At 71.5% G+C, this 12,720-nt stretch carries 10 protein-coding genes and 2 tRNA genes; 8 read left to right on the top strand and 4 right to left on the bottom strand.

The genetic code is table 11. The annotated features are described in order from the left end of the window. Positions 1-68: 68 nt before the first annotated feature. Both ACWGIS_RS33640 and ACWGIS_RS33635 read right to left on the bottom strand, forming a co-directional pair. Positions 69-605 carry an NUDIX hydrolase gene (locus ACWGIS_RS33640; RefSeq protein ID WP_453366291.1) on the bottom strand — a complete coding sequence of 179 codons (537 nt, stop codon included), beginning with the start codon at positions 603-605 and terminating at the stop codon, positions 69-71. Beyond that, positions 602-2,083, bottom strand: a complete 1,482-nt coding sequence (locus ACWGIS_RS33635; protein WP_453366290.1) for a zinc-dependent metalloprotease — start codon at positions 2,081-2,083, stop codon at positions 602-604. Before ACWGIS_RS33635 ends, ACWGIS_RS33640 begins: the two co-directional genes overlap by 4 nt. Positions 2,084-2,274: 191 nt before the next feature. Between ACWGIS_RS33635 and ACWGIS_RS33630 the strand changes: the two genes are divergently transcribed. The 4 genes from ACWGIS_RS33630 to ACWGIS_RS33615 all read left to right on the top strand — a co-directional run bounded on the left by ACWGIS_RS33630 (position 2,275) and on the right by ACWGIS_RS33615 (position 5,566). Next, positions 2,275-3,387 (top strand): SDR family oxidoreductase, encoded by a 1,113-nt coding sequence (locus ACWGIS_RS33630; RefSeq protein ID WP_453366289.1) that lies wholly within the window; start codon positions 2,275-2,277, stop codon positions 3,385-3,387. A 187-nt stretch (positions 3,388-3,574) separates the two neighbouring features. Continuing rightward, positions 3,575-4,036: a molybdenum cofactor biosynthesis protein MoaE gene (locus ACWGIS_RS33625; protein ID WP_355781823.1), complete on the top strand. Its 462-nt coding sequence runs from the start codon at positions 3,575-3,577 to the stop codon at positions 4,034-4,036. Positions 4,037-4,236: 200 nt separating this feature from the next. Continuing rightward, positions 4,237-4,401: a hypothetical protein gene (locus ACWGIS_RS33620; RefSeq protein WP_453366288.1), complete on the top strand. Its 165-nt coding sequence runs from the start codon at positions 4,237-4,239 to the stop codon at positions 4,399-4,401. A gap of 67 nt (positions 4,402-4,468) precedes the next feature. After that, positions 4,469-5,566: a YlbL family protein gene (locus ACWGIS_RS33615; RefSeq protein ID WP_453366287.1), complete on the top strand. Its 1,098-nt coding sequence runs from the start codon at positions 4,469-4,471 to the stop codon at positions 5,564-5,566. A gap of 126 nt (positions 5,567-5,692) precedes the next feature. Here the strand turns inward: ACWGIS_RS33615 and ACWGIS_RS33610 are convergent, their stop codons facing one another. Further along, positions 5,693-6,235, bottom strand: coding sequence for a PPA1309 family protein (locus tag ACWGIS_RS33610; RefSeq protein WP_453366286.1), 543 nt, complete (start codon positions 6,233-6,235; stop codon positions 5,693-5,695). Positions 6,236-6,372: 137 nt separating this feature from the next. Between ACWGIS_RS33610 and ACWGIS_RS33605 the strand changes: the two genes are divergently transcribed. From ACWGIS_RS33605 to ACWGIS_RS33590, 4 genes are all read left to right on the top strand, one after another. Next, positions 6,373-9,324 carry a UPF0182 family membrane protein gene (locus ACWGIS_RS33605; RefSeq protein WP_453366293.1) on the top strand — a complete coding sequence of 984 codons (2,952 nt, stop codon included), beginning with the start codon at positions 6,373-6,375 and terminating at the stop codon, positions 9,322-9,324. A 43-nt stretch (positions 9,325-9,367) separates the two neighbouring features. Continuing rightward, positions 9,368-9,441, top strand: a tRNA-Met gene (locus ACWGIS_RS33600). A gap of 364 nt (positions 9,442-9,805) precedes the next feature. Further along, positions 9,806-11,620 (top strand): sel1 repeat family protein, encoded by a 1,815-nt coding sequence (locus ACWGIS_RS33595; RefSeq protein ID WP_453366285.1) that lies wholly within the window; start codon positions 9,806-9,808, stop codon positions 11,618-11,620. A 426-nt stretch (positions 11,621-12,046) separates the two neighbouring features. After that, positions 12,047-12,120 (top strand) — tRNA-Met (locus ACWGIS_RS33590). A 137-nt stretch (positions 12,121-12,257) separates the two neighbouring features. On the opposite strand, the gene ACWGIS_RS33585 is transcribed toward ACWGIS_RS33590, so the two are convergent. Continuing rightward, the gene (locus ACWGIS_RS33585; RefSeq protein WP_355784264.1) at positions 12,258-12,674 is read right to left on the bottom strand and encodes a Fur family transcriptional regulator; all 417 of its coding nucleotides are present in this window, start codon (positions 12,672-12,674) and stop codon (positions 12,258-12,260) included. Positions 12,675-12,720 lie beyond the last annotated feature (46 nt).

Genomic DNA, 12,720 nt, shown 5'->3' with positions numbered 1-12,720 from the left:
GGCACAAGCGCCTCCCGGGAGGCACGGGTAAGGGGCGGTCGCCATGGCGACCGCCCCTTACCCGTCCGTCAGGACCCAGCCGCTTGCAGCCTGGCCCGGGCGGCCTCCACCAACCGGACGACCGAGGCGTCGGCCACCCCCGCGACCTCGTCGTACGCGAACCAGCGCAGGTCCAGCGACTCGTCACTGATCTCGTGCACCGCCCCGGGCGCGGCGAGCACCGCGTACTGGACGTCGAGATGCCAGTGGCACGGCGGCGGGATCGGGTGCCGGTCCAGGCGCACCGGACCGCCCGGCACCAGGGTCAGACCCGCGATGCCCGACTCCTCCGTGGCCTCGCGCAGGGCGGCCGCCGCGACCGTGGCGTCCCCGGGCTCGCAGTGACCGCCCATCTGGAGCCACATGCGCAGCTTGCGGTGGAGTGTCAGCAGCACCCGGCCCCGCTCGGGGTCGACCACCAGGGCGCTCGCCGTGAGGTGGCCCGCCGTACACGCCTTCCACAGGCCGTCCGGGTGCGCCGCCAGATGGTCCAGGTAGACCTGGCGCAGCTCCTGCTGGTCCCCGTACCCCTTCAGTACGAGGACCGCGTCGTCGTGCAGCGTCACTCGGTGCCGTCGCCCTTGCTCTCGCCCTTGCCGTCGTCCTCCGTGGCGTCGCCCCGGGTTCCGCCGGTCTCGCCGGTCCCGTCCTTCTTCAGGTTCTGCCGGCCGCCGGGACCGTCCGCCGCCTCGCCGAGCATCTTGTCGAGCTCGGAGAAGTCCAGCTGCTCGCGGTGCACGAAGCCGTCCGGGTCGTCCAGGTCGGACGAGGTGGGCAGCATGTCCGGGTGCGCCCACAGGCCGTCGCGGCCGTCGACCCCGCGCGCGTCCGTGAGGGACGCCCACAGGCGCGAGGCGTCCCGCAGCCGGCGCGGGCGCAGCTCCAGGCCGATCAGGGTCGCGAACGTCTGCTCGGCGGGACCGCCCGAGGCGCGGCGGCGGCGCAGCGTCTCGCGCAGCGCGTCGGCGGAGGACAGCCGCGGCTTGGCCGCGGCGTGCACGACCGCGTCGACCCAGCCCTCGACCAGCGCGAGCGCCGTCTCCAGACGGGCCAGCGCGGCCTTCTGCTCCGGGGTGTCCTCCGGCTGGAACATGCCCTGCTGGAGCGCGTCCTGCAGCTGCTCGGGGTTCTGCGGGTCGAACTGGCCGACCACGTCCTCCAGCTTGGCGGTGTCGACCTTGATCCCGCGCGCGTAGCCCTCGACGGCGCCGAAGAGGTGCGAGCGCAGCCACGGCACGTGCGTGAAGAGCCGCTGGTGGGCCGCCTCGCGCAGGGCGAGATACAGCCGCACCTCCTCCTGGGGGACGCCCAGGTCCTTGCCGAACACCTCGATGTTCAGCGGGAGCAGCGCGGCCTTGCCGGCGGGGCCGAGCGGGAGGCCGATGTCGGTGGAGCCGACGACCTCGCCCGCGAGCACGCCCACGGCCTGCCCGATCTGCGTGCCGAACATGGCGCCGCCCATGGACCGCATCATGCCGATCAGCGGGCCCGCCATGGCCTGCATCTCCTCGGGCAGCACGTCGCCCATGGCCGCGCCGACGCGCTCGGCGACCGGATCGACGAGCTCCTTCCACACCGGCAGGGTCGCCTCGACCCACTCCGCGCGGCTCCAGGCCACGGCGGAGCCTGCACCGGACGGCAAGGACGTCGCGTCGTCCAGCCAGAGATCGGCCAGACGGACGGCCTCCTGCACCGCCGTGCGCTCGGCGGGGCCCACGCTCGCGTCCTTGGTGCCCTCGGACGTGCCCTGGGAGACCGTCTGGCGGGCGATCTGCTTGGCCATGTCCCAGTTCACCGGGCCGCCCTCGTACGAGAGCATCTGGCCCAGCTGCTGGAACGCGGCGCCCAGGTCGTTGGGGTTCAGGGAACCGAACATCGCGGCGAGCGGATTGTCGGCGCCGGGACCGCCGGCTCCGGGAAACCCGAAGCCGAACGGGTTGGCCGGTCCCTGACCACCGCCGCTCTCCTGGTCCTTCTTCTTGCCCTCGTCGCCGTTCTCCGGCTCCTCCGGCGGAAGGCCGAATCCGAATGGGGTGTCACTCACGGGATTCCTCGGCTGGTAAGGCCGCCGGTTCTTTCCGACGGCGGCTGCCCGACAACACCACCCAGCGTAGACACCAAGGGCCGATCGGGCCTCGGTGCTTCGCCGACTCTCCGCCTGCGGCAGGATGGATGCCACCTGGTACGCACGCGTCACGCGCGTTCGTTACTGAAGACAACCGCTGGAGACGCCCGGTGAGTTCCCCAGATCCGCAGGTTCGCGCAGCGCGAAACCCCTCAACCAGCCCGGCCGCCCGCGGGCCCGTCGTCGCCGTCACCGGCGCGGCGTCCGGCGTGGGCGCGCTGCTCACCGAGCGGCTGGCCGCCAGCGAGGAGATCAAGCAGGTCATCGCCATCGACGAGCGGCGCGGCGACTGCGCCGGGGCGCAGTGGCAGATCCTCGACGTGCGGGACCCGGCCATCGCCGAGAAGCTGCGCGGCGCCGACGTCGTCGTGCACCTGGCGCTGGATCTGGACCTGGAGAGCGATGCGGCGGCCCGTACCGCCTACAACGTCCGGGGGACGCAGACGGTGCTGACGGCCGCCGCGGCCGCCGGGGTCCACCGGGTGGTGCTGTGCACCTCGGCGATGGTCTACGGCGCGCTGCCCGACAACGAGCTGCCGCTCTCGGAGGACGCCGAACTGCGGGCGACCGCCGAGGCCACGGGCGTCGGGGACCTCCTGGAGATCGAGCGGCTCGCCCGGCGCGCGCCGCGCGCCCACCCGGGCCTCAATGTCACCGTCGTGCGTCCCGCGGTGCTGGTCGGCGGCACGGACACGGCGCTGACCAGGTACTTCGAGTCGCCGCGCCTGCTGGTGGTGGCCGGCTCGCGGCCCGCCTGGCAGTTCTGCCACGTCGAGGACCTGTGCAGCGCGCTGGAGTACGCCGTCCTGGAGAAGGCCGACGGCGAACTCGTCGTCGGCTGCGACGGGTGGCTGGAGCAGGAGGAGGTCGAGGAGCTGAGCGGCATCCGGCGGATGGAGCTGCCGTCCGCGGTGGCGCTCGGCGCGGCCGCCCGGCTGCACCGGATCGGGCTGACCCCTTCGCCGGCCGGTGACCTGGCGTACACGATGTACCCCTGGGTGGTCAGCGGGAACAAGCTGCACGACGCCGGATGGCGGCCCCGGTGGACCAACGAGGAGGTCCTCGCCGAGCTGCTGGAGGAGGTCGCCGGGCGGCACACGGTGGCCGGGCGGCGGCTCGGGCGCAAGGACGCCACCGCCGCGGGAGCCGCGGGGGCGACGGTCGCCCTGCTCGGTACGGCGGCCCTCGTCCGCCGGGCCCGCAAGGCCCGCCGCCGGATCTGACACCGGGCCGGGTGCGCCCTCCCGGCGCCGGTCCGTGCGGTGCCCGGCGGGCCGCCGCCGACGGCGCGGTGGTCCCTACTCCGCACGGGTGACGGACCGCTTCTGTAGGAGGCTCCAAGCGGGCACGCGCGTGTGCCGGGCGAAACGGCTATACCGCCTTGTCGGTGGTGTGCGGCACGATGGGGCCATGGCACCTACGTACGACCACCCGGGCGAGCAGGCGGCGCAGGACCCGATCAGGCTGCTCGCGATCCGGGAGACGCCGCTCTCCCTCGACGAGGTCTTCCGGGCCGTCGGGGACGACGCCGCCGGCGGGACCGCGCTCTTCGTGGGGACCGTCCGCAACCACGACTCGGGCGCCGACGTCGACCGGCTCGGGTACTCGTGCCACCCCACCGCCGAGGCGGAGATGCGGCGGATCGCCGAGAAGGTGGTCGCCGCGTACCCGGTGCGGGCGCTGGCCGCCGTCCACCGTGTGGGTGACCTGGCCGTCGGGGATCTCGCGGTCGTCGTCGCCGTGTCGTGCCCGCACAGGGGCGAGGCCTTCGAGGCGTGCCGCAAGCTGATCGACGACCTCAAGCACGAGGTGCCGATCTGGAAGCACCAGACGTTCTCCGACGGCACGGAGGAGTGGGTCGGGGCCTGTTGAGCCGGACGGGCGACGCGCGAGGGCGTGGACGTCCGCCGAGGACCCGTGACCGGTACCCGTGCGCGGCCCGTGGCGTGAACTCCTCACCCCCGCCCGGTCCCCGGGTTGCGTAACCGCACCCCGGGCATGAGCGTTGAGCAGGCGGATGGTTAATCTGCTGATCACTCAGTTGCGGTCGCTCATGGGGTTGGGAGGTCGGCATGGCGGCGCTCGCCTGGTTGCTGATTCCGCTTTTCGCTGCGATCGGTGCCGGTCTGTGGGGCAGTTGGGTCGGACGGAATCGCAAGACCGCGGGAGACGGCACCGAACTCGCCGGTTACACGCGCTTCCGCGAGGCCATGGAGAAGTCGCACTCCGGGACGTGAGCCGGGGCCGCCCCCGTACGGGCGGCCCCCGCAGTGCGCTGTCCGCGTGGTCCCGTACTGTCGTTCCATGCCACGCCGCACCGCGACGATGCTCGCCTCCACCCTGATGCTGATCGCACTCCTGTGCGCGGGAGTGTTCATCGACGTGCCGTACTCGGAGATGTCACCGGGACCGACGGTGAACACCCTCGGGGAGCACGCGGGCGAGCCGGTGCTGCAGGTCTCCGGCCGCAAGACGTATCCCACGACCGGTCACCTCAACATGACGACGGTCAGGGTCACGAGCGCCGACTACAGGATGAACCTCGTCGAGGCGGTCTACGGCTGGCTGGCGCACGACAACAAGATCGTGCCGCACGACACGCTCTACCCCGACGGCAAGACGGAGGAGCAGTCGACGCAGGAGAACGCCGAGGAGTTCAGCCAGTCCCAGGAGAGCGCCAAGGTCGCGGCGCTCAAGGAGCTGGACATCCCGGTGAGGTCCTGGGTGATCGTCTCCACCGTCGTCAAGGGCACCCCCGCCGAGGGGAAGCTGCACGCGGGTGACGTCGTCAAGGCCGTCGACGGCACGGTGGTCAAGGCCCCCGAGGACGTGGCGAAGCTGGTCACCCGGCACAAGCCGGGCGAGAAGGTCGACTTCACGATCGTGCCGGCCAAGGAGCAGGCCGCCGCCGAGAAGGCGAACAGGACGGCGACCCGGACCGAGGACATCACCATCACCACGGAGAAGTCGGACGACACCGGCGAGGCCCGGGCCATCGTCGGCATCTCGGCCGGGACCGACCACACGTTCCCGTTCAGCATCGACATCAAGCTCGCCGACGTCGGCGGGCCCAGCGCCGGCCTGATGTTCGCCCTGGGCATCGTCGACAAGCTGACCCCCGGGAACCTGACGGGGGGCAGGTTCGTCGCCGGCACCGGCACCATCGACGACGACGGCAAGGTCGGCCCGATCGGCGGCATCGAGCTGAAGACGGTCGGCGCGCGGGACAAGGGCGCCCAGTTCTTCCTGACGCCGAAGGACAACTGCGCGGCCGCCGCCAAGGACACCCCCGACGGCCTCACGCTCGTCAAGGTGAACACCATCGACGACGCGATGGACGCCCTGGAGGACATCCGCTCAGGCGACACCGACGGCCTGCCGAAGTGCACGGCCAAGGGCTGATCCCCTTCGCTCGCACCTCTCCACGTGCCCGTGCACAGACGGGGGCGCACCCGGAAGCGGGCGCGCCCCCGTCGACGTACGGAAGCACTCGTGGACGAGAAGGAAGGGGCGGAGGGGCGGAAGCTGTCAGTCCGCGAAGGTGGCCGACAGGGCCTCCGCGAGACCCGGCACCAGGTCCGAGCCGGTGAGGACCTCCGTCGGCGCGTCCTTGGCCCGCAGCCGCAGCGCCGAGTCGCGTGAGCCGTTCCGCAGCACCGCCACCGTCATCCGGACCTCCTGGCGGTCGGGGTGCTCGGCCACCCACTGCGCGAGCTTCTTGTCGCTGAGGCCCTCCGGGACCGAGGCCTCCGCCGACGGCGGCAGCATCAGCCGCTCCACGGTCAGCGCGCAGCCGACGACCGCGTCCGGCCAGGCGATGGTGCCGAGGAACTCGTCCAGCGGCTTGTCGGCGGGAACCTCGTCCTGCTCGATGGGGGTGAGACCGGTGGTCTCCTGCGCGTCCTGAAGACCGAGCTGGGCCGCGAGACCGGGTTCCTGGGCCCGCAGTCGCGCGGTGTCTACGAGGGCGAAGAGGCGAGCGGGCTGGTCCCAGCCGAGGCCGGAGGCGTACTCGTCGATCTCGAGTACGGCCCGGGTGAGCGGGCTCGCTGCCATGGGAGTGTTGGACATGGTCACAATCCTGCCTCGGAAGTACCCGGAAGCGGGAACCGAGTAAAGCGTGAGTAAGTTGCATAGGTGTGGGTCCACGATCACGGGGGCCTGACCGACCAACAGCGAACTTCGAGGTGCGCACCTTGGCTTTCCAGATGCCGGACCGCGGCGGAGGCCCGACGGGGCCACGGATCAGAGTGGGCCGCCCGTCCCGGCGTGTCCGGACCCTGCTGATGACACTGGGCGTCCTGGCCGTGCTGGCCATGGCGTTCACCATGTTCGCCGGGTTCTGGACGGACTGGCTCTGGTACCGGTCGGTCGACTACTCGTCCGTCTTCACGACCACGCTGTGGACCAAGATCGGACTCTTCTTCGTCTTCGGCCTGCTCATGGCGGCCGCGGTCGGGGTGAACGTGTGGCTGGCCCACCGGCTGCGCCCGCCGCTCAGCGCCATGTCGATGGAGCAGCAGAGCCTCGACCGGTACCGCATGGGCATCGCGCCGTACAAGAAGTGGCTGCTCCTCGGGGTCACCTCTCTCGTCGGGCTGATCGCGGGCGCGTCCGCCGCGGGCCAGTGGCGCACGTGGCTGATGTGGGTGAACGGAGTCCCCTTCCACCAGAAGGATCCTCAGTTCCACCTGGACGTCTCCTTCTACGCCTTCGACCTCCCGTGGTACCGCTTCCTGCTGGGCTTCGGCTTCGCCGCCGCGGTGCTCTCGCTGATCGCCGCCGCGCTCACGCACTACCTCTACGGAGGACTGCGGATCACCAGCCCCGGCGCGCGTGCCACGGCCGCGGCCACCGGGCACCTGTCGGTGCTCCTCGGCATCTTCGTCGCGCTCAAGGCGGTCGCGTACTGGCTCGACCGGTACGGGCTCGCGGTGAAGTCCAGTGACTTCAAGGCGACCGGCAACTGGACGGGCCTCAGGTACGTCGACGCGAACGCGTACCTGCCGGCCAAGACGATCCTGTTCTGCATCGCGGTCATCTGCGCGGTGCTGTTCTTCGCCACCCTGTGGCGGCGCACCTGGCAGCTGCCCGTCATCGGCTTCGGCCTGATGGTGCTCTCCGCCATCCTCATCGGCGGCCTGTACCCGGCGATCGTGCAGAAGTTCCAGGTCCAGCCGAACGAGCAGGCCAAGGAAGCCCCGTACGTCGAGAAGAACCTGGAGGCGACGCGCGAGGCCTACGGCATCGACGGCGCCGAGGTGAAGGAGTACGCGGGCCGCAGCGACACCGAGGACAAGAGCAAGCTGCGCAAGGACGCCGACGGGGCGGCCAGCATCCGCCTGCTCGACCCGAACGTAGTCTCGCCGACGTTCCAGCAGCTCCAGCAGGTGCGCAACTACTACGCGTTCCCGTCGAACCTGGACGTCGACCGCTACAGCAAGGACGGCAAGGACCAGGACACCGTCATCGGCCTGCGCGAGCTGAACCTCCAGGGCATCCCGAAGAACAACTGGATCAACGACCACTTCCGCTACACCCACGGGTACGGCGTGGTCGCGGCCAAGGGCACGGCGGCCGACGCCGAGGGCCGCCCGGAATTCACCGAGTACGACCTGCCGTCCAAGGGCGACCTCGGCGAGTACCAGCAGCGGGTCTACTACGGGGAGAAGACCACCCAGTACTCGATCGTCGGCGGACCGCAGAAGGAGATCGACTACTCCGACGACAGCGGCGAGAAGACGACCAGCTACAAGGGCGACAGCGGCGTCAACCTCTCCAGCCCGGTCAACAGGGCCGCGTACGCGGTGGCGTTCAGCGAGCCGCAGATCCTGTACTCGGGCGCGATCGGCGAGGGCTCGCGGATCCTCTACAACCGCACTCCCAAGGAGCGCGTGGAGGCGGTCGCCCCGTGGCTCACCATCGACGGTGACGCCTACCCGGCGGTCGTCGACGGCAGGATCGAGTGGATCGTCGACGCCTACACGACGACGAACGGCTATCCGTACGCCTCCCGCACCACCCTGGGCGACACGACGGCCGACTCGCTGACCGCCGCCAACAACCAGCGCGCGGTGGTCGCCCAGCAGAACCAGGTCAACTACATCCGCAACTCGGTGAAGGCGACCGTCGACGCGTACACCGGCAAGGTCACGCTCTACGAGTGGGACACCAAGGACCCGGTGCTGAAGACCTGGAAGAAGGCCTTCCCCGGGACCGTGAAGTCGCGGAACGACATCCCGCAGTCCCTCATGGACCATCTGCGCTACCCGCAGGACCTGTTCAAGGTCCAGCGCGAGCTGCTGACCCGGTACCACGTGAAGGACGCGCAGACGTTCCTCAGCGGCAGTGAGGTGTGGCAGGTCCCGGACGACCCGACGAACAAGTCGGGCAACGCGGTGCCGCCGTACTACCTGAGCATGAAGCTGCCCGGTGAGACCTCACAGGCGTTCTCCCTGACGACGACGCTCACGCCGAACGGCCGGGACAACCTGAGCGCCTTCATGTCGGTCAACGCCGAAGCGGGCACGGGCGGTTACGGCAAGATCAACATCCTCAAACTGCCCACGGGCAGAACGGTCGACGGGCCGAAACGGGTGCAGAGCCAATTCAACTCCGAGCCGTCGATCGCCGAGTCCATCAGGCTCCTCAGAGGTGGTGACTCGGAAGTCGAGTACGGCAACCTGCTGACGGTGCCGCTGGACGGGGGACTGCTCTACGTGGAGCCGGTCTACGTACGCGGTGGTGGCCTCAAGTACCCGCTGCTGCGCAAGGTGTTGGTGACCTACGGCGGTGCCACGGCCTTCGAGGACACCCTGGGCGAGGCGCTCAACAAGGTGTTCGGGGCCGAGGGGGCGACCCAGGAGCCACCGGACGAAGGTGAGCAGACCAAGCCGCCGACGTCCCAGGATCCGACGGTGCGGGAAGCGCTCGACGACGCCCAGACGGCCTTCGAGGACGGCCAGGCGGCCCTCAAGAAGGGCGACTGGGAGGCGTACGGCAGGGCGCAGAAGGATCTCGAGGACGCGCTCCAGCGGGCCGAGGACGCTCAGGCCAAGGCCGAGAAGGCCGCCGGCACGGGCGGTGGCGACAAGAACGCGGACAAGAGCGCCGACAAGAGTGGTGACGGAAAGACCGACAAGAGCACCGACGGGGGCTGACCTGGGGCCCACTCCGCGCCGTGGTACGGTTGCAACACAACGGCGCGGGGTGGAGCAGCTCGGTAGCTCGCTGGGCTCATAACCCAGAGGTCGCAGGTTCAAATCCTGTCCCCGCTACTGAAAGGCGAAGGCCCGGATCCTATGGATCCGGGCCTTCGCCATGTGTGCGTGGGCACGGGAAGCGGGGGAGCGGGGTGTCCTGCCGGGTACGAGCACGCGCGTCCGGAGGCGCGGTGGGGCGGGCCCGTCCGGATGTGTGGACGGGCGCCGAGGGCCTGTGCGGGCGCCGCGTGGACGTGCGTACGGAACGTGTGGACGCGCGTGCGGAGTTGGACTCCGACGCGCCTGAAGACCATTGCCTGCGGGGTGAGTTGGCAGATCTGTGTTTCACTTGTCTCTCTGTGGGCATGTCGACAAAACGCTGAAGTGACCTCACTGACTGCGGTATACCAGGTGTACCCGGGTTGCAGGTGGTGCGACGATGGACGTTATGGGGGACAAGGCAACTCTGTTGGAGACAGGGCGTTTTGTGCAGCCTTCCGACCGGGACGAAACCGGCGAGGCCGCCGAGGAGGCACGTCAACGGCTCGCCGCGGAAGCCGGCGACGCCGAGGCGATGAGTGTCCTCGGAGCCATGCTGCTGCGCCGCGGCGATCTCGACGGAGCCGAGCCTCAGCTGCGGGCCGCCACCGCCGCCGGTGACCGCGCCGCCGCCAACAACCTGGGTGTCCTCCTGCATCAGCGCGGGTACCCCGACGAGGCCGCCGGCTGGTGGCGGATCGCCGCCGTCGCGGGCTCCGCGGCCGCCGCGCACGCCCTCGGGCGGCACCACCGCGAGCGCGGGGACGAGCCCGCCGCCGAGTACTGGCTGCGCCAGGCCGCCGAGCAGGGGCACGCCCTCGGCGCGTACGCGCTCGCCGACCTGCTGGAGCACCGCACCGACCCCGACGCCGAGCGCTGGATGCGGGCCGCGGCCGAGCGCGGGCACCGCGAGGCGGCGTACCGGCTGGCGCGCACCCTTGACCGCAAGGCCGCCGACGCGGGCGAGGTCGGGGCTGACAACGGTGTCATCGGTGCCGGCGGCGAGGAGGCCGCCCAGTGGTACCGGCAGGCCGCCGCCCGCGGGCACCGGCGGGCCGCGCTGCACCTCGGGGCGATCCTGGAGAAGCGCGGCCACCTCAAGGAGGCCGGGCGCTGGTACCTGACGTCCGCCAAGGACGGCGAGGCACGGGCGGCGTGCGCGCTCGGCTTCCTGCTGCGGGACGCGGGCGACACCGAGAGCGCCGCCGTGTGGTGGCTGCGGGCCGCCCAGGACGGCGACGGCAACGCGGCCAACGCCCTGGGCGCGCTGCACGCCGAGCGCGGCGAGCACCAGACCGCCGAGCGGTGGTACCGGGCCGCCATGGACGCGGGCGACGAGAACGGCGCGTACAACCTGGGGCTGCTCTGCGCCGAGCAGGGGCGTACCGCACAGGCCGAGCAGTGGTACCGGCGGGCCGCCTACGCGGGGCACCGGGAGGCCGCGAACGCGCTCGCCGTCCTGCTGCTCCAGGTCGGCGACGCGGCCGGGGCCGAGCCCTGGTTCTCCAAGGCGGCCGAGGCGGGGAGCGTGGACGCCGCGTTCAACCTCGGCATCCTGCACGCCGGGCGCGGGAGCGAGGAGGACGAGGCCGCCGCGCTGCGCTGGTACGAGCGGGCGGCCGCCGCCGGGCACACCGAGGCGGCCCTCCAGGTCGCCATCGCGCGGCTGCGCGAGGGCGACGAGCGGGCCGCGGAGCGGCATCTGCGGTGCGCCGCGGGCGGGGGCAGCGCGGAGGCCGCGTACCGGCTGGCCGCCGTGCTCGACGCCCGGCGTCCGCCGGCGCCCGCCCATGAGCTGGGGGAGCCCGCGCACGAGAAGACGGAGTGCGAGGAGTGGTACGAGCGGGCGGCCTCCCAGGGGCACCGGAGAGCGCAGGTGCGGGTCGGGATGCTGGCCGCCGCGCGGGGCGATGTGGTGGAGGCGGCGCGGTGGTACCGCGAGGCCGCCGAGGCCGGGTCCCGCAACGGGGCCTTCAACCTGGGGCTGCTGCTGGCCAGGGAGGGGAGTGAGCCCGAGGCCGCCCTGTGGTGGACCCGGGCGGCCGACGCGGGGCACGGGCGTGCGGCGCTGCGGCTCGCGCTCGTCTACGCGCGTCGTGGGGAGCTGGCCGAGGGGTCCCGGTGGGCCGACCGGGCCGTGTCCCTCGGGCCCGCCGAGGTCGCCGAGCGGGCGGCCCGGCTGCGGGACGCGCTGCGGCAGGAGCTGACGGCGTGACGGGGCTGCGCCGCTGGTGTCCGTCGGCGAGGGGCGGGCGCCGGCCCCCGGCGTGACCGGCAGCACGTCATGCGTGCGCCGGAGGGCGGCCGGTTGCGGGACGCGCTGCGGCAGGAGCTGACCGGCGTGAACGGCCGCGTTGTCGGTGGGGGCCGGGCACGTGCGGGTGCCGGCTAATACGCCGAAGGTCGGCCCGTTGCGGAGCGCGCCGAGGCAGGAGCTGACGGTGTGACCGGCCGCGTTGCCGGTGTACGCCGACTATCGGTGTTCCGGCTACCGGCGTTCGTCGGCTTCTGCGTCCGCCGGTCGCCTGCGGGTGCCGGGCGCCTGCGGGTGTCGGCCGCCGGTGTGTGCCGTGTGTGGGCTGGCTGACGTTCAAGTGATTTGCGCCTGTCCACCCGGTTGACGTAGTGTTCATTTCACCGACGCGGGGTGGAGCAGCTCGGTAGCTCGCTGGGCTCATAACCCAGAGGTCGCAGGTTCAAATCCTGTCCCCGCTACTGAAGGCCGAAGGCCCGGAACCAATGGTTCCGGGCCTTCGGTGTGTTTGCTGTGCGCCCCCGGGTGCCGGAGCGGGCGGGAATGCGGCAAGCCCCCGGCGTCCATCGGAGCCGGGGGCTTGCGGGTGGTGCGTGGGTCAGGCGCTCGCGCAGTTCGGGCAGACGCCGCGGTACGTCACCTCGACGTCCGAGACCGTGAAGCCGAAGCGCTCGGAGTCCGGGAGGTCGGCGAGCGGGTTGCCGCCCGGGTGGACGTCCTTGATCGCGCCGCACCGGGCGCACACCAGGTGGTGGTGGGGCCGGTGGGCGTTCGGGTCGTACCGCTTGGCGCGCTTGTCCGTGGCCACCTCCAGCACCTCGCCGAGCGAGACCAGCTCACCCAGCGTGTTGTACACGGTGGCCCGGGAGATCTCGGGCAGCTTCGCGACGGCCCGGGCGTGCACCTCGTCGGCCGTCAGATGGACGTGGTCGCCGTCGAGGACCTCGGCGACGACACGTCGCTGCGCGGTCATGCGCCAGCCGCGTCCACGCAGTCGTTCCAACAGGTCACTCATGCGCACCAGCCTAACAGCAGGGGGACCAGATCCCGAACAGGTGTGA

The sequence above is a fragment of the Streptomyces sp. NPDC054842 genome, assembly GCF_053611025.1.
Note: the sequence above shows the minus strand (reverse complement) of the source record. Positions and strands in the feature narration are given on the sequence as shown.